This window comes from Shewanella sp. SM29, assembly GCF_025654245.1.
GTDB lineage: Bacteria > Pseudomonadota > Gammaproteobacteria > Enterobacterales > Shewanellaceae > Shewanella > Shewanella oncorhynchi.
Window position 1 is genome coordinate 49888 of sequence record NZ_JAKKRN010000003.1, and the last position, 17440, is coordinate 67327.

The window sequence follows — 17440 nt, forward strand, 5'->3', positions numbered from 1 at the left end:
GGTGAGTCTCCTAGAGCGCGGCGTTTAGCACTTGCGCTATGTGGCGAATTTCAATCGGCAATTGCTGTCTGCGGATCATGCCATCGAGGTGCAATAGGCATGAAGGATCAAAACCCACCACATACTCAGCACCCGTTGCGGCGTGGGCTTGGGCCTTGTCTTTGCCCATTTTGGCCGACACTGCGCCTTCATCGACGGCGAAGGTGCCACCAAAGCCGCAGCATTCGTCACGGCGGTCTGGATACACTATGTCTATGCCGGCAATATTGGCCAATACAGCTTCGACTTTGTTGAATCTTGGCCCCATTTGCTCACTTGGGGTGGCAAGGCTTAACATGCGAATGCCATGGCAACTCAGTTGCAAGCTTACCTTGTGCGCGAAGGGCTTGGTAAAGGCGGGGATCGGCGCGATATCGTGTAAAAACTCTGTGAGTTCATAGAGTTTGTTGATCACAGCTTGTGCTTCTGGGCTGCTATCAAACTCGTGGAAGTTTTCTTTGGCGGCCACTAAACAAGAGGCGGCAGGGCAAACAATAGCGTCGCATTCCACTCCTTTAAAGGCGTTGAGCAATTTAAGGGTGGTACTGCGTGCTGCATCGAAGCAACCCGAGTTTGTCATCGGCTGGCCACAGCATGTTTGACCCGCGGGTAGAATCACTTGGTGCCCGAGTTTCTCTAATAATTCCAAGGTGGCAATCGCGACCTCTGGCATCATTTGATTGACTAGACACGGGATGAAAAGGGCGATTTTCATTGTGTTTTCTCTTTCTTGTTAGTGAACGACATTGCCTTGCAGTGTGACCCAATATCCACACTAATGCTAAGGTAGTTGATCAAATATAGGCCTATCTTAGCGGAATAAGTAGCCCTAATTTAGTAAATGAGCTTGTAGATTTTTTCAAAAATGAGAATATTTTAACTTGATGATTACATTGATTTTAAAATGTATTTATTCAGGTTTGAAATTCTAAAAAAATACTTAATGACAAATAAATGAGAATAGTTCGCTTATATAAACAAACGGGGCTAAAAATAGCCCCGTTGTTTACTACTGTCATACCAGATTAGCGGCTGCACTCTTCGAGCAGATAAGCTAAGTGGCGGTAGGAAATGCCGCTGTGTTGGGTCAAACCGACCTCGCACATACGGTTGGCGTAATAGCCTTCCTTAATCTCGACAGGAATGAGCTTTTTGATATTACGCAGTGCGCTGGCGTTGATTTCAGGCTTATACAAGCCTTTTTCACCCGCGTAACCGCAGCAGTCAATTCCCGCAGGTTTGAGCACTTGTGCAGAGCAGGCATCGGCGATTGCTTGCATCTTAGGTTCAAGTTTCATCTTGCGTGCGCTACAACCTAAGTGCAGTGCCACATTGACTTTTTTGCTGATGTTGAGCTTAGTCAGTAGCTTGTCGTGCATAAACTCAACTAAGTCGATAATTTGTACTTTTGGATTACCTGACAAAGTGCGGTAGGTGCAAGACAAGGCATCGACGATCACTGGCATCTTGCCACCATTGGTCATCTTGCTCACGGCATCGATAAGTTCTTGGCGTTTGGCATCGGCGTTTTTAAAGTCGCCCTTAGATTCCCACATCTGGCCGCAACATAAATCGCGAGTTTTTTCTGGCGTGATGACGTTATAGCCAGCACGTTCCAGCAGCGTGACGACCACCTCTGGCAAAGTGCGGTTATCGGGATCTTTTGGCGTCGGACCAAAGGTTCTGCCGCCGCAGGCTGGGAAGTAAACCACTGTTTCTTGGCCAACTTTAGCGGGGGATGGTTTTGGCAATTTGCCGCCTTTCGGGAAATCGGGGTTCCAATAAGGCACTTCTTTTGAAATCAAACGGCCGGTTTTCATTAGGGCACTGGTAATGTTATCGCCAGTGATCTTGTGGATCACGCCAAGCATGTCAAAACCTGAACTGATAACCTGGTTAACTGCGCCAAAGTGTTTGGCTTGGAAATCTAAGACTTTTTGTTCAGTAGTGCTGATGTACGGCGTGCGCAGTTTACGCACCAGTTGGCCCATGCTGTTATCCACTGGGCAAGCAATAGTACAAAGCTGGCAGGCGGCACAGGTATCAACTACATCGTATTTAGCGGCGGCGCGCATTTCTGCTGCGGCGGCTTTATCACCGGATTGTTCTAAACGTTCAATTTCACGCAGAGTTGCAATACGCTGACGAGGTGAGAAGTTGAGTGCCGATGTTGGGCAGGTTTTTTCACAGAAACCACATTCGATACATTTATCAACAAAATCATCGACCACAGGGCAGGGCTTGATGTTTTTAACGTGGACATTGCTATCGTCGTTAAGAATCACGCCTGGGTTTAGAATACCCTGTGGATCAAATACTTGTTTGATGCTCTTCATTAAAGTGTAAGCATCTTGTCCCCATTCTTTTTCGACGAACGGCGCGACAGCACGGCCAGTACCATGCTCGGCTTTCATTGAACCGTCGTACTTGTTAATCACCATGTCGGCAATATCATCCATAAAGGCATGGAAACGATCGATATCGGCTTGAGTCGAGAAGGTGGGGGTAATGATAAAGTGGAAGTTCCCCGCAAGAGCATGGCCATAAATACAGCCTTCAGGGTAACCATGTTTATGGAAAAGCTCAGTGATATCGTGCGCCGCAGCAGCAAGGTGCTCTAGTTCAAAGGCCACGTCTTCGATGATAACTGAGGTTCCCTTTGGACGCTCACCACCTACAATCGGGAACAAGCCTTTACGCATTGCCCAGTATTTGTCATAAACCGCTGGATTAGTACTAAATTCCATTGGGCGGATAAAGTCAAAACCGGCGAGTTTCGCGGTGACATCTTGAGTATAATTTTCTAAGGTTTTGTCGTCATCAGCACGGGATTCTATCAGTAGAATAGCGGATAGGGCCGGTAATTCTGATAACCAATCTGGCATGCCAGGCTTGCCCGTTACTGCTTTGATTGATGGCCAATCAAGGAGTTCAGCTGCAGAAACGCTTTCACCGTTTATCAGTGGTATGGCTCGTGCGGCATCTTCCATATTATGGAATACGGCCATAGCTGAGGCTTTAAATTTAGCTTCATTCACTGTGTGATAAGTGACTTCATTAATAAAGGCTAAGGTGCCTTCCATCCCCACCATTAAGTGGTTGATGATGTCAAATGGGTCGGTAAAATCGAGTAACGAATTGATGCCGTAGCCGGTGGTATTTTTAATGGAATACTTTTTACGAATTCTGTCCGCTAACACTGTGTTATGACGAGTCATGTGCGACAGTTCTGTCAGTGCATCCAGTATTTTTCCATGGGATTTAACAAAGGCAGCTTTTGATTTTTCACAGCCTGTATCGAGTTCAGTACCATCTGCAAAAAGAAGTTTCGCGGAAGCGATAGTTTGGTAACTGTTTTGCGCAGTACCACAGCACATTCCCGAAGCATTGTTTGCCACAATACCACCAATTTTGGCGGAACCTATGGTGGCGGGATCGGGACCAATTTTGCGGTTAAGCGGCGCGAGTACGGCGTTAGCGTCGGAACCAATGACAGCAGCACCTAAGGTGATCTGTTTGGCATCGCTACTGACTTCAATCTTTCTAAAACCATCATGGCCAAGGATCAACAAAATACTTTCACCGATAGCTTGGCCAGATAAACTGGTTCCAGCGGCCCTAAACGTGACGGGTGCATCATGCTTACGGGCAACGGCTAATGTGAGCTTTACCTGTTCTAGGGTTTCTGCATGGACAACCACTTCTGGGACTATCCTGAAGTAGCTTGCATCGGTGGACCAGGCAAAACGGCGAACGGGATCATCCGTCACGGGATGATCACCTAATTGCGTTCTTAGATCATCGATGACCAGTTTATAGTTAATCGACATAGCATCACTCTCTTTATTAATAGATTAAAGCCGAAGTCACTGGGAGTGACTTCGGGCATTCAATAAAATAAAACGGCTTAGAATCCACCCCACAGGGTAGCTATAGTGCCCGCCAGTAAGGCATAACCAATGGCAACAGGCATTGTTTTACGGATAATTTCTGACTCTCTACCTGCCATACCCACTACCGTTGCAGCGGCAACCACGTTCATTACGCACATCATGTTACCGGCGTTTGCACCGATACCTTGTAGTGCCAATACCAGTGTGTGGTTCATGCCAATATTGTCGGCCACGCTGTATTGTAGGCTGGAGAACATCATGTTTGAGAAGGTGGCTGAACCGGATAAGAAGGCACCAAAAATCCCCACGATAGGCGCCATCCAAGCCCACACTGCGCCCATGGAACCTGCCAACATATCCGCTAAAGCGACAGGCATTGAGGCAAGACCTGCACCATTAGCGCCTGAGTTTAAGAAGATTTTCACCATAGGCACTGATGCACCTAATGAAATAATGGTTGGCAACATGGACTTACATGAAACACCGACCGTTTGCTGAATCGCAGGGCTTTTCATTTTGAACAGGAAGAAACCTAGAATACACACGGCAACAAAGAAGGCACCTGGTGCATATAAGGTTGCGAAGCTGGCTTTAAGCTCAGTGCCCATTAGGCCTGTCCAGCTGATGTTAAAGCTTGATAACCATGCTTTTAACGGTGCCACTGTACGCGACAATACCAAAAGCGCAGCCATGATGATGTAAGGTGTCCAAGCGGCAATTTGGGAAAACTTAGCCGTTGTTTCGACTTTTCCGCTTTCTTGACTGTCATTCTCTGCGAAATCATTCCATGGCGTTTTAGGCAGTAAGTAGCCTTTACGCGCAACCGGGATTACTAAGGCCATACCGATCAATGAACCGATAACCGAAGGGAATTCTGGGCCTGCAAGGTAGTTGATGATCCATGCGGGGACGGTAAAGGCAAGACCTGAGAAAATCGCAAATTTCCAAATTGCTAAGCCTTCCTTAAAGGATTTATTGCGACCAAAGAATCCAGTTAGCATAGTCACCATTACGAGAGGAATTAATGAACCTGTGATTAAGTCGATAGTGATCATATGCATGACGATATATCGAGCATAACCAGCATAGTTACCACCATGGGCAGCAAATTGCTCCGCCGCCATGCTCACGCCACCTTGGATCAGACCCTGTTCCATCCCAAAAAGTACGGGTAGACCAATTGCACCGAAGGATACACAGGCCGAGTCAGCAATCAAAGCCACGACAGCTGCGGCAACGGGTGGTACACCAAGCAATACCAGTAGTGGTGCGCCAATGGCTGCGGGAGTACCAAAACCAGCACTACCTTCAATAAAGGCACCGAATAACCAACAGATGATGATGACTTGTACACGGGCATCGGCACTGATGTTAGTAAACCCAGCACGGATAGTGTCCATGGCACCTGAGTATTTCAGGGTATTGAGTAGGAATACGGCACCAAAAATGATGGTTAACGGTGTGATGGCTGAGAGCAGTCCTTCGAGGACCGATGCCGCCAGTAATGTGGTATCCATTTGCCAAATAAACACGGCGGCGAGCGCTGTGATTATCATGGAGATAGGCATAGCCTTAGATGCAGGCATTCTGAGTAACACTAGAAATAGCATTACACTGAGCACTGGCGTCAAGCTAGCGAGGAGTTGAAGTATTGTCATGCTTGCCTCTTCATAAAGTGGTCTGTCTTATTATTGATATTAGGATTTTTCATCTGCCTTCATGTCGACTTCCCAGACCAATAAATCAGCAGTTAATACTGCAAGTACTTACGGTCTCGACATTCTGTGTTGTGTACTAGACGCTATTGTGAGCTTGACTAATATGATCTAGATCATCTTGGCTGTTATATGAAATGCTAATTTACAGTGCTGCGGGGTGCTTCTCTCGGGGGATTTTCTTATATGTGACAATGATCACTTAGACTGTTGGGTGTATATCTACTTTGGTTATATTAAATTAAATTTGTTGTTTTTCTGGTTATTAAAAGTAGAGCTATCACTCATATTCATCGTCATTATTGCAATTAACTGATCCATTTATTTCATTAATAGTCTGTTATTGGTTTTTTCAGTCATTTTTAAGGTGTGATTAAGGTCGCATAGATTGTTGTGGCTGGATTAACTCATTTACTTCTATTTTTATCAAGCTATTGTAATATTTGCCTAATATGTCCATTTTGGAATGGTTTTTTATAGTGATCTAGAGCACCTTTTAGAATGGTGGGATTTTATTGTGATGGATATCACTTAATGAATTTTACTTTAATATGAAATTTTATAACCATTGTTTAATTTAATTTCAGTTTATTTGAGCGAACAGCCAGCCAAAATATTCAAGTATATTGAGAGAACAGCATAAAAGTTGAAATAAAAAGTGACCGCTTCTAATGGGTTAAGAGGAGAAATTGAGAGAACAGGGTGAAATTGAAGCAGAAATTTTAAGTAACAAAACTAAAAAATACTGTTTGAACTTTTATCAAACTGGTTAGTGTCATTAATGCTTAAACGTCATTAATGTGAATATCAGCCGTTTGTGTGTGGTGCTAAAAAGTTCACCAAAGACTGTGCAGGGGAAAAGATAAGGCTTTAATGGCAATCTTTTAGGTTAAATTTACAAAATAAAAAAGAGACGTGGTATGTCTCTTTTATTGGTGATTTAGCCCAAAGATATAGACTTAAAACAACTTGCTGCCCCAGCCTAATTTGGTCCGCAGCACGTGGAAATAGTTGTGTCCTTTAGGATGAATAAGCCGTAAACGTTCAGAGCTGCGGCGCACTATGATTTCATCGCCGGGTAACACGGCTAAATGCACGTGGCCATCACAGCTGACTTCGAGGTTTTCGCCATTTTCAGGTGACACAACCATTTTTATCGTGCTGCACGCATCGACAACAATCGGGCGGCACGACAAAGTGTGCGGGAACATAGGTACTAAGATTAGGGCCTGTAAATTAGGCGTCAGGATAGCGCCGCCAGCGGAGAGGGCGTAGGCCGTTGAACCGGTAGGCGTTGACACTATCATGCCGTCGGCACGTTGGCTGTACATGAACTGATCGTCAATATAGACCTCAAACTCAATCATGTGGGCAATTTTACCCGGATGGAGTACGGCTTCGTTGACGGCGGTGTTGCTCGCCTTGAGCATACCGTGGCGATAGACTTCGGCTTCGAGTAAGAATCTATGCTCGGTATCGAACTCTCCATCGAGTACCTTGGCGAGCGCCTCTTCGAAGGCATCGGGCGGCAGATCGGTTAAAAAGCCTAAATTGCCGCGGTTAACCCCAATCACGCCTAAATCGAAGCGGGCTAATACCCTTGCTGCGCCGAGCATGTTACCGTCACCACCGACGACTATGGCTAAGTCGCAACGCGCGCCAATTTCTAGTAAATCGACCGCTATGATATTGGGTCCTAATTCGGTAGCAACACGCTCTTCCACTAAGACTTCAAAGCCCTGCATTGTCAGCCAATAATGCAGACGCTTTAAGGTTTGGTTGGTCCCTTGGTGGTGAGGTTTGCCGATAAGGCCGATAGTATGAAACTTTGTGGTCATATTTATGCTAGATCTGGCCTTAGGCCTTGAAACGTCAAAATTGATCCCCATAATATGCCCAGAGTATTTCAGAAACAAAGCATTTTTAGCTGGAGTGAAAATGAGCAACGAATCGATTAAAGCAGAACAGGATCTGATCCAAGAGGGTGTAGAGTCTGAAGTATCTACCGCAGAAGCAAGTCTGATCGATGAGCTTACCCAGGCCAATTTCCGTATTGAAGAGCTGGAACAGTTACTCGCTGAAGCTTTGGCGAAAGTTGAAGAGCAGAAGGATTCAGTCATCCGCGCCGCAGCCGAGGTCGATAACATTCGTCGTCGTGCGGCAATGGATGTGGAAAAGGCGAACAAGTTTGCCTTGGAAAAGTTCGCCAATGAACTTTTGCCTGTGCTTGATAACATGGAGCGCGCGCTAATGGGTACAAACCCAGAAGATGAAGCGACTAAAGCGATTTATCAAGGTGTTGAGTTAACTCAAAAAAGCTTACTCACTGCGGTGGCTAAATTTGGTGTTAAGCAAATTGATCCACAAGGTCAGTCATTTAACCCTGATCAACATCAAGCGATTGGCATGCAGCCAAGCGCCGAGTTCCCTGCGAACACTGTGATGTTGGTGATGCAAAAGGGTTATGAGCTGAACAGTCGCTTGCTGCGCCCTGCGATGGTGATGGTGTCACAGGGTGGCCCAAACCAAGAAACTGCGACGATAGATATCGAAGCTTAAGCTTTATTGGATCAGCCGCTGTTATAAAAGACAGCAACAAAAAAGGACTGCAATTGCAGTCCTTTTTTATGGGCGGAATTTTTTATTGATAACATTTAGCGTCTTAACGAGATAAGCAAGTTCAGCCTATTGCGCCAGATAAGCATTGATTTGCGCCAGTATGCCTTCGGCATCCAGTTGCAAGTCGTGAATGACTTCCTCTGGCGAGCCATGTTTAATGAACTCGTCTGGCAAACCAATTTGGAGTACGGCTTTAGGCATTTTTAGCTTTTGAAGTTGTTCAAGCACTCCGGCACCCGCACCGCCTATAATGGCATTTTCCTCCACAGTGACTAACACTTCATGGGTTAGTGCCATTTCTTTTATCAGATCAACATCAAGTGGTTTCACAAAGCGCATATCGACAACCGTCGCATCTAAGCTTTCGGCAGCGGTTAATGCCGATGCGAGCAAGGTACCAAAGTTAAGTATGGCAATACGCTTACCGATGCGCTTAATGACACCTTTACCAATTGGCAACGCAGTCATGGACTCGACTTGCATCGCTCCCGTGGCACTACCCCTTGGGTAACGCACCGCACTTGGGCCCGCATCATAGCAATAGCCAGTGTAGAGCATTTGACGACATTCGTTTTCATCGGACGGCGCCATGATCACCATATTAGGGATACAACGCATAAAACTTAAATCGAATGCACCTTGGTGGGTTGGACCATCTGCACCGACGATACCGCCACGGTCAATGGCAAATAACACGGGCAATTGTTGTAGTGCGACATCGTGAATAAGCTGATCATAGGCGCGTTGCAGGAAAGTCGAGTAAATCGCGACTACAGGTTTGAAACCTTCGCAGGCAAAACCCGCCGCTAAGGTGACGGCATGCTGCTCGGCAATCGCTGCATCGAAATATTGTTTCGGGAAGCGCTGGGAAAACTCCACCATGCCAGAACCCTCACGCATCGCAGGAGTAATCGCTAACACTTTCTCATCTTGTTCGGCTATGTCGCACAACCATTTACCGAAGACTTGAGAAAAGGTCGGTAAACCGGGTTTGGTGGCCGGTTTTTTAAATAGCGATGGGTCAAACTTAGGCACAGCATGCCAACCGATAGGATCTTTTTCAGCAGGTTCATAACCACGACCTTTTTTGGTCATGATGTGCAGCACCTGTGGACCTTTCAGATTACGCATATTGCGCATGGTCTCGACCAGAGCGTCTACATCGTGGCCATCGATAGGACCTATGTAGTTGAAACCTAACTCTTCAAATAGAGTGCCAGGAACGACCATACCTTTGAGGTGTTCCTCAGTGCGCTTGGCCATTTCTTTGATGACTGGCATACCTTTCAACACTTTTTTGCCGCCTTCGCGCAGTGTGGTGTAGAAACGGCCTGACATCAGTTGTGCTAAATGATTATTGAGGGCGCCGACATTTTCTGAAATCGACATTTCGTTGTCGTTCAGTACCACGAGCATGTCATTGTGCAAGTCGCCCGCGTGGTTCATGGCTTCAAACACCATGCCGCCAGTCATAGCGCCATCGCCGATCACAGCTACAACTTTACGACCTGCTTCTTCTTTTTCTGCAGCTATCGCCATCGCCAGCGCGGCGCTAATCGACGTGCCTGAATGGCCAACGCTGAAAGTGTCGTATTCACTTTCTTCACGCCATGGGAAAGGATGTAAGCCATCTTTTTGCCGAATGGTGTGCATCTTGTCACGTCGACCCGTGAGAATTTTATGGGGGTAGGCTTGATGGCCTACGTCCCAGATCAGTCGATCAAAGGGGGTATTGTAGACATAGTGCAGTGCCACAGTGAGTTCTACTGTGCCGAGCCCAGAGGCAAAATGTCCGCTGGACATGCCAACAGACTTAAGAAGGAACTCGCGCAGTTCATCGGCTACTTGTGGTAAAAGTGCCTGAGGAAGCTGGCGGAGCTCATTGGGGGTGTTGGCCTGCGCCAACACGGGAAACTGAGAAATGTCCAAACTCATAGCGAGATACTTCGACTCTTATTATATTCTTCGCTCAATGATATAGCGGGCGAAGTCTGCAATTAACTGGCTATTGTATGGCAATTTAGCCAGCGCTGATAGTGCCTCTTGGATCAGTTGTTTGGCGGTGTCTTGTGCACCTTGTAGTCCAAGTAGTTGTGGAAACGTACTCTTATTCGATTCAGTATCAGAGCCTTGCGGTTTACCTAGCTCTTCGGTGGTGGCTACGATGTCAAGGATATCGTCTTGTACTTGGAAGGCGAGCCCTACCGCACGGGCAAAATCCATCATAGCAGCATACTGATCTTTTGGCGCGTTTGCGGCGATTAAAGCCAACTCAACAGCGCAGCTGATAAGGGCGCCAGTTTTCATATTATGTAGCTGAGTTAACGCGTTAAGATCAATATGTTTATCGGTCGAGGCTAAGTCTATCGCTTGGCCTCCACACATACCACGATAACCTGAGGCTTTGGCTAATACTCTTACCATAGCAATATGTTGTTCGCTGCTGATCCCTGGTACCGCTTCGGTGACAATTTCAAAGGCTAAGGTTTGCAGAGCATCCCCCGCTAAAATGGCCGTCGCTTCATTAAAGGCGATATGCACTGTTGGCTGGCCACGGCGGAGCTCGTCATCGTCCATGGCGGGTAAATCGTCGTGGATTAATGAATAAGCATGGATACATTCAATGGCTGCGGCGCAAGCATCTAACTTTTCAAGTTCGACCCCAAACATGCGCCCTACACTGTATACGAGGAACGGTCGAATGCGTTTCCCTCCCAATAAGGCACCGTAAGTCATAGCGGCTTTTAATTGGGGAGCTGTATCTTCAAGCGTACTAAAACGCTGTTTTAATTGATCATCAACTCGTTGTTGATATTCTTGAATGGTACTGACTAACACGCTTATTCGCCCTCAACGGCATAGGGGGATAGGGGCGCATTTTCGTCTTGTTTCAGTAAAATGGCCACTTTTTGTTGGGCTTGTTCGAGTTTTGCTTGGCTATTTCGAACGAGATTGATGCCACGTTCAAATTGTTTTAACGCGTCATCGAGGGATATATCGCCTTGTTCTAGATCGGCAACTATGCGTTCAAGTTCGCCAAGGGATTCTTCAAAACTAAGATTTTCGGGTTTCTTCGCCACGTTCAGGTTTCCTTTGATTTAGCGGACACAAGGTATATCAGGGCGGCGTAAGGGTCAAATTCAGACTAAAGATATTTGCTCAATAGCACGCTTTGTTACTGAAATTTTTCCAGAAAATATAAATTGTCGCTAAACTTGCTTAGTGTGTGTCCGATAACTGACAATAGTATCATCATTTGTATGGTAATTTTTAACTGGATAAACAAGGCTCGTATGTGTGTCGGTGGGATTATCTTATTCGGTAGAATAACTGAGTGTTCTTGCTTACCCAGAGTAAGTATTATGTCGTTTATTACGAAAATTGAGGAGCCGTTGTGGATTTAGCAACAATAATCGGAATTGTGGGAGCCTTTGGTTTTATTCTCGGCGCTATGGTGACCAGTGGCGGCTTGATGATTTTCGTTGATGTGCCCTCGATCCTGATTGTGTTCGGTGGGTCCTTCTTCGTGGTAATGATGAAGTTCACTCTTAAACAGTTTTTAAGCGCCGTTAAAATTGCTTTGAAAGCTTTTGTATTTAAGATTGATAAACCAGAAGACTTGATTGAACAGTCAGTGACTATGGCGGATGCTGCCCGTAAAGGGGGGTTTTTGGCATTAGAAGAAGCGCAAATTAGCAATACTTTTATGCAAAAGGCTGTCGATATGTTGGTCGATGGTCATGATGGTGAAGTAGTGCGTGCAGCTCTAGAGAAGGATATCGCTCTAACGGAAGAACGTCATCGGACGGGGATTGGCATATTTAGAGCCTTTGGTGATGTTGGGCCAGCTATGGGGATGATAGGTACACTCGTTGGTCTCGTGGCCATGTTATCAAATATGGCGGATCCTAAATCTATTGGTCCTTCGATGGCTGTTGCGTTGTTAACCACATTATACGGCGCTATGGTCGCTAACATGGTTTGTCTTCCTATCGCGGATAAGCTAACGCTCAGGATGGGGGAGGAAATGCTCAATCGTAACCTTATTATGGATGCGGTATTGGCGATTCAAGACGGACAAAACCCGCGGGTGATTGAAGGCTTTTTGAAAAATTATCTCGCTGAAAAAAATCGTAAAATCGATACAACGGACGGAGAGTAGCCCATGGCTAAGTGCAATTGTCCACCGCCCGGAGCACCGCTCTGGTTGGCAACATTTGCCGACTTGATGTCGCTGTTGATGTGTTTCTTCGTATTGTTATTATCATTTTCTGAAATGGACGTGATGAAGTTTAAGCAGATCGCGGGCTCAATGAAGTATGCCTTTGGTGTGCAAAATAAGGTGGAAGTTAAAGACATCCCGAAAGGGACTTCTGTCATTGCCTTAGAATTTAGACCCGGTCGCCCCGATCCGACTCCGATTGAAATCATTAACCAGCAAACGAATGAAATGACTGAACCTGTATTGGATTTCCAAGCGGGTGAAGACGATAGTGCGGGCGGCGTGCAGCAGCAAAATGGTTCTCAGCGGGGTGGCGAAGCGAGTGCAACGGCGCAAGAAGTGGCCGATGCGGTTAAAGCGGAAGCAGCAGCGGCGCAAGAAAAGATCAATCAGCAAGTGAAGAAGATGGCGCAGGAGCTCAATAAAGAGATCACCGATGGAGCGATTGAAATTGAGTCATTAGGTCAGCAGATTATTATTCGTATACGTGAGAAGGGGTCATTTGCTTCTGGCTCAGGTTTCCTGCAGCCTCGATTTAAACCTGTGGTGCGCTCAGTCGGCGAATTGTTAAAAGATGTGCCAGGTGTCATCACAGTGTCAGGTTACACGGATGATATGCAAATAAGCGATGAGCTCTATAGTTCTAATTGGGATTTATCCAGCAAACGTGCCGTGGCAGTGGCCCATGAGTTAGTGCAGGTCAGCGGCTTTGATTCTAATCGAATGAAAGTGGTTGGTATGGCGTCTAACAATCCGATTGTGCCTAACGACTCTCCGGAAAATCGTGCCCGTAACCGCAGGGTTGAAATTGCTATTGAGCAAGGTAAAGCTAAGGAGTCTGAAGAAATTCAGATCGGTAATTCGCCTTAAGTGTTTAGATACTCTCCCAATCTAAAGCCGCAATAATCTTGCGGCTTTTTTATTGAGCTAATGTGGACTTTTCCCTTTTAGTTAACGTGTTATGCATCAAATTTCTGTGGTTGATTTAAATCCATTTGGGCTTTACGTTAATCACATTGAGTGTGTAATCCCTAAGTTTCCTTGACCATCCCTCAACGACTTATTGTTAATAATTCATCTCAAATCACTTATTTTAAGCAGGGCAATTCACACCATTCGAATAGGCTTTAGTGACATTATTTCAGCCTAATTAGCTGCCGTGATTGAGTCATTAATACGCAATGAATACGCCATAAATGTGGCCTGTGTAGCTGTTGGCTATGTGCGCTGAAACTCGCCTTTTTAGGTTGCTTGGGTATATAATCCCCCGATTATTCTTTTAACCAATTTTGCTGTTTTAAAATTGCCCGCGGAAATCCCATGAAGTTTATTGTAAAGCTGTATCCAGAAATCATGATGAAGAGCAAGCCTGTACGCATGCGCTTCACCAAAATGCTCGAAACTAACATCCGTAATGTGCTTAAAAAAGTTGACGAAGATGCAAAAGTGCAGCGTCAATGGGACCGCATTATGGTGATGGTACCAAAGGATAAGCCTGAATTGGCACAAGCTTTCGGTGAGCGTCTGGCGTGTATTCCTGGCATTGCACACGTAGTGCAAGTGGATGAGTACAGCTTTGAATCTGTTGATGATATTTATCAGCAAGTCTTGCCTGTTTACCGTGACCAACTCGCGGGTAAAACCTTCTGCGTGCGAGTAAAGCGTACTGGCGATCATGATTTTAATTCTATTGAAGTTGAGCGTTATGTCGGTGGTGGCTTAAACCAGTTTACTGATGCGCTGGGCGTGCGTTTAAAGAATCCGGACATTACCGTTAATTTAGAGATTGAGCGCGATAATCTTTATATGGTGACTAAGCGTATTGAAGGTCTAGGCGGTTTTCCGATGGCAACACAGGAAGATGTATTGTCCTTGATTTCGGGTGGTTTTGACTCTGGCGTCTCTAGCTATCAATTTATCAAAAAAGGCGCTCGTACCCACTACTGCTTCTTCAATCTGGGCGGCGCACAGCACGAAATTGGTGTTAAACAAGTGGCTTACCATTTGTGGAAAACCTACGGTGAATCCCATAAAGTGAAGTTTATCTCTGTGCCTTTTGAGCCTGTGGTTGCTGAGATTTTAGAGCGTATCGATAACGGTCAAATGGGCGTTGTATTGAAACGCATGATGATGCGTACCGCGGCGCGTATCGCCGAGCGTATGGGCATTCAAGCCTTAGTTACCGGTGAAAGTTTAGGCCAAGTGTCTAGCCAGACCCTGACCAACTTAAACGTCATCGACCGTTGTACTGAGCTATTGATTCTACGTCCCTTAATCGCCATGGATAAGCAAGACATTATCAACGAGAGCCGTAAAATCGGCACCGAAGATTTTGCTAAATCAATGCCTGAATATTGCGGCGTAATTTCGCAAAAGCCAACGGTAAAAGCGGTATTAGCTAAGGTTGAAGCGGAAGAGAAAAAGTTCTCTGAGGATTTGATTGATCAGATCATCGCCCAATCTGTCACTATCGATATCAGGGAGATCGCAGAACAAATGGATACTCGGATTACTGAGACAGAAACGGTTGCCAGTATCGATACCAACCAAGTGGTCATTGATATTCGTGCCCCTGAAGAAGAGGAAAGCAAACCGCTGCAAATTGAAGGTATTGAGATAAAGCGCATCCCATTCTTCAAGTTAGCGACTCAGTTTGCCGATCTCGATAAGCAAAAGACTTATTTGCTCTATTGTGAGCGTGGGGTGATGAGTAAATTGCAGGCATTGTATTTAATCGAGCAAGGTTACACGAACGTGAAAGTGTATCGCCCATAAGTCGGGCGAAAACCTGCCCATTGCCGTATATCGTCAGTGGGATTGATTTTCCATTCAAGTACAAAAAAGCCGCATATTAATGCGGCTTTTTCTTTGCTCTTACTGATCGTGACCTGAATTTCAGTGTCGTTTAGGTTATTCGGCTTTAACGACCTGCTGATGAGATGTGACATCATCTGTGGCAATCAACAGAGTGGCTTCTTGTAGCACTTCTTGGTGCATTTTATTCATTGCAGCGGTTAAATCTGCAGTGATATTGGCTTGCAAGTCGCTTGTGTCGATGACGATTTCGTCAACGAGTACATTTGCACTGGCATTAAAGCTGAGTGCTGAGACTAATATTAACGCAAACGCCGATTTTAAATTGAACATAGTCGCCTCCGGGCTGACAAATTAACGCTGTCAGACATTCCCATCATCAACTTTGAGATTGTCTAACTTAGGTATTTCATAGCTATGGATGTTTCATCGCTATTGGTGTTTCGTTGATAAGCTGTTTCATTGGCGCAAAATTTAACCAAAAACGCTGGCCTTTACAAACGATTAAATGTAACAATACGGATTAGAAAAACTAATTAAAAAACGAGACTGAGATCACTATGTCGAGACGATTACCACCGCTTAATGCGGTTAAAGCTTTTGAGGCAGCCGCGCGGCATTTGAGCTTTACGCGGGCAGCGGAAGAATTGTTTGTTACACAGGCTGCGGTGAGCCATCAAATAAAGGCATTAGAAGATTTCCTCGGATTAAAATTATTTCGTCGAAAGAACCGTTCTTTGCTATTAACCGAAGAAGGGCAAAGCTATTTTCTCGACATCAAAGATATCTTTATTCAGCTTGCCGATGCTACCGACAGATTACTCGCCCGCAGTGCGATTGGTTCGCTGACGGTCAGTATGTCACCCAGTTTTGCGATTCAATGGCTAGTGCCACGTTTGGCTAAATTCAGTGAGAAAAATCCCGATATCGATGTGCGAATTAAGGCCGTTGATACCGAAGCGAGTTCATTAACCGATGATGTGGATGTGGCTATTTATTATGGCTTAGGTAATTGGCCTGGGCTACGTGCAGATAAGCTCAGAAACGAAGTGCTTATTCCCGTGTGTTCGCCCATGTTGCTCAATGGTCCTAAACCACTCTCAAAACCGAGCGATTTAAAGTATCACACGTTATTACATGATATGAATCGTCACGATTGGCAGGCGTGGTTTAGGCAATGTGGCATTACCGATATTAATGTGAATCAAGGACCTATTTTCAGTCATTCGTCTTTGGTATTGCAGGCGGCGGCCCACGGTCAAGGGGTTGCTCTGGGTTACAGCGTGCTGGCACGCCCCGATATCAAAGCTGGGCGGCTTGTGTGTCCATTCCAAGAAGTCTTGGTCAGTAAAGATGCTTACTACTTAGTTTGCCAGCAGAATCACGCTGAGCTTGGTAAGGTCGTCGCGTTTCGCGAATGGATGTTAGATATGTTTGCTGAGGAGTCGCGCAGTGAGCTGTTGCCCGGATAAGCCAAGTTTTGTGTTAGAGGGTGAGCCTGCGAGCACTGTGGTTTTATTCGCCCACGGCGCGGGTGCTAACATGGATTCTGAGTTTATGCAGGCCATGTCGGCGGGGCTGGTGGCTAAAGGCTACCAAGTGATGCGCTTTAATTTTCCCTATATGCAGGCGAATGCCGTCGATGGTAAACGGCGTCCACCGGACCGTGCGCCTAAATTGCTCGCGTGTTTTACACAGATGCTCGATATCGCCCACTCACAACCACAAGTTGAACGTGTGGTGTTAATGGGGAAATCCATGGGCGGTCGTATGGCGGCCCTATTAGCCTGCGATCCTGCATTAGCGGCGCGCATCGATAGGGTGATTTGTTTAGGTTATCCTTTTGTGCCACTCAAAGGCGGCGAGCCTAGATTGGAACCTTTGAATGAATGCCAAGTCCCAGTATTAGTCGTACAGGGTGAGCGGGATAAGTTTGGTGGCAAAGCGCAGATCCCAAGCTGGCCCTTGAAAGCTGAGATAGGATTGGCTTGGATAACCGACGGCGATCATAGTTTTGTCCCAAGAAAGTCGTCAGGCACCAGTGAAGCCGCTAACCTTGCACGTGCTATTGATTTATCAAGTGATTTTATTCGTGAGCTTGATGTTGAGCGAATAAATGTTGAATGAGTTAATCCCAT

Annotated in this window: 14 protein-coding genes; 6 read left to right on the forward strand and 8 right to left on the reverse strand. The window is 45.9% G+C overall.

The genetic code is table 11. The annotated features are described in order from the left end of the window. Window positions 1-10 precede the first annotated feature (10 nt). The 4 genes from L5L77_RS02700 to nadK form a co-directional block, all read right to left on the reverse strand. On the reverse strand, window positions 11-754 hold the full coding sequence (locus tag L5L77_RS02700) for a (Fe-S)-binding protein (protein ID WP_006085148.1): 744 nt from the start codon (window positions 752-754) through the stop codon (window positions 11-13). A gap of 310 nt (window positions 755-1064) precedes the next feature. Beyond that, on the reverse strand, window positions 1065-3869 hold the full coding sequence (locus L5L77_RS02705) for an FAD-binding and (Fe-S)-binding domain-containing protein (protein WP_263221982.1): 2805 nt from the start codon (window positions 3867-3869) through the stop codon (window positions 1065-1067). 77 nt (window positions 3870-3946) lie between these two features. Continuing rightward, on the reverse strand, window positions 3947-5590 hold the full coding sequence (locus L5L77_RS02710; RefSeq protein WP_049821741.1) for an L-lactate permease: 1644 nt from the start codon (window positions 5588-5590) through the stop codon (window positions 3947-3949). A gap of 1016 nt (window positions 5591-6606) precedes the next feature. Next, window positions 6607-7485, reverse strand: a complete 879-nt coding sequence (gene nadK, locus L5L77_RS02715; protein WP_081729057.1) for an NAD(+) kinase — start codon at window positions 7483-7485, stop codon at window positions 6607-6609. A gap of 100 nt (window positions 7486-7585) precedes the next feature. Here nadK and grpE point away from each other — a divergent pair, with 100 nt between their 5' ends. After that, the gene (grpE, locus tag L5L77_RS02720) at window positions 7586-8206 is read left to right on the forward strand and encodes a nucleotide exchange factor GrpE (protein WP_113941025.1); all 621 of its coding nucleotides are present in this window, start codon (window positions 7586-7588) and stop codon (window positions 8204-8206) included. 126 nt (window positions 8207-8332) lie between these two features. On the opposite strand, the gene dxs is transcribed toward grpE, so the two are convergent. The 3 genes from dxs to xseB are packed head-to-tail and all read right to left on the reverse strand — an operon-like array spanning window position 8333 to window position 11346. Next, window positions 8333-10201, reverse strand: a complete 1869-nt coding sequence (gene dxs, locus L5L77_RS02725) for a 1-deoxy-D-xylulose-5-phosphate synthase (RefSeq protein WP_263184754.1) — start codon at window positions 10199-10201, stop codon at window positions 8333-8335. 21 nt (window positions 10202-10222) lie between these two features. Beyond that, entirely contained in the window at window positions 10223-11104 is an 882-nt protein-coding gene (gene ispA, locus L5L77_RS02730; RefSeq protein ID WP_263184751.1) for a (2E,6E)-farnesyl diphosphate synthase, read from the reverse strand. 2 nt (window positions 11105-11106) lie between these two features. Further along, entirely contained in the window at window positions 11107-11346 is a 240-nt protein-coding gene (gene xseB, locus L5L77_RS02735; RefSeq protein WP_006080884.1) for an exodeoxyribonuclease VII small subunit, read from the reverse strand. A gap of 314 nt (window positions 11347-11660) precedes the next feature. Between xseB and pomA the strand changes: the two genes are divergently transcribed. The 3 genes from pomA to thiI all read left to right on the forward strand — a co-directional run bounded on the left by pomA (window position 11661) and on the right by thiI (window position 15263). After that, window positions 11661-12428: a flagellar motor protein PomA gene (gene pomA / locus L5L77_RS02740; protein ID WP_173497062.1), complete on the forward strand. Its 768-nt coding sequence runs from the start codon at window positions 11661-11663 to the stop codon at window positions 12426-12428. Window positions 12429-12431: 3 nt separating this feature from the next. Beyond that, a complete protein-coding gene (locus tag L5L77_RS02745) occupies window positions 12432-13358 on the forward strand; it encodes a flagellar motor protein MotB (protein WP_113941028.1) in 927 nt (308 codons plus the stop codon). A 450-nt stretch (window positions 13359-13808) separates the two neighbouring features. Then, on the forward strand, window positions 13809-15263 hold the full coding sequence (gene thiI / locus L5L77_RS02750; RefSeq protein ID WP_028760687.1) for a tRNA uracil 4-sulfurtransferase ThiI: 1455 nt from the start codon (window positions 13809-13811) through the stop codon (window positions 15261-15263). 135 nt (window positions 15264-15398) lie between these two features. Here the strand turns inward: thiI and L5L77_RS02755 are convergent, their stop codons facing one another. After that, a complete protein-coding gene (locus L5L77_RS02755; protein ID WP_198572079.1) occupies window positions 15399-15635 on the reverse strand; it encodes a hypothetical protein in 237 nt (78 codons plus the stop codon). A 227-nt stretch (window positions 15636-15862) separates the two neighbouring features. Here L5L77_RS02755 and L5L77_RS02760 point away from each other — a divergent pair, with 227 nt between their 5' ends. Together L5L77_RS02760 and L5L77_RS02765 are read left to right on the forward strand one after the other, a co-directional pair. Further along, a complete protein-coding gene (locus L5L77_RS02760; protein WP_105249769.1) occupies window positions 15863-16774 on the forward strand; it encodes a transcriptional regulator GcvA in 912 nt (303 codons plus the stop codon). Continuing rightward, entirely contained in the window at window positions 16755-17429 is a 675-nt protein-coding gene (locus L5L77_RS02765; RefSeq protein ID WP_263184747.1) for an alpha/beta family hydrolase, read from the forward strand. Before L5L77_RS02760 ends, L5L77_RS02765 begins: the two co-directional genes overlap by 20 nt. Window positions 17430-17440 lie beyond the last annotated feature (11 nt).

Coding starts and splice junctions, on each gene's coding strand:
- L5L77_RS02700 (WP_006085148.1), bottom strand. CDS start 754: ATGAAAATCGCCCTTTTCATCCCGTGTCTAGTCAATCAAATGATGCCA.
- L5L77_RS02705 (WP_263221982.1), bottom strand. CDS start 3,869: ATGTCGATTAACTATAAACTGGTCATCGATGATCTAAGAACGCAATTA.
- L5L77_RS02710 (WP_049821741.1), bottom strand. CDS start 5,590: ATGACAATACTTCAACTCCTCGCTAGCTTGACGCCAGTGCTCAGTGTA.
- nadK (WP_081729057.1), bottom strand. CDS start 7,485: ATGACCACAAAGTTTCATACTATCGGCCTTATCGGCAAACCTCACCAC.
- grpE (WP_113941025.1), top strand. CDS start 7,586: ATGAGCAACGAATCGATTAAAGCAGAACAGGATCTGATCCAAGAGGGT.
- dxs (WP_263184754.1), bottom strand. CDS start 10,201: ATGAGTTTGGACATTTCTCAGTTTCCCGTGTTGGCGCAGGCCAACACC.
- L5L77_RS02745 (WP_113941028.1), top strand. CDS start 12,432: ATGGCTAAGTGCAATTGTCCACCGCCCGGAGCACCGCTCTGGTTGGCA.
- thiI (WP_028760687.1), top strand. CDS start 13,809: ATGAAGTTTATTGTAAAGCTGTATCCAGAAATCATGATGAAGAGCAAG.
- L5L77_RS02755 (WP_198572079.1), bottom strand. CDS start 15,635: ATGTTCAATTTAAAATCGGCGTTTGCGTTAATATTAGTCTCAGCACTC.
- L5L77_RS02760 (WP_105249769.1), top strand. CDS start 15,863: ATGTCGAGACGATTACCACCGCTTAATGCGGTTAAAGCTTTTGAGGCA.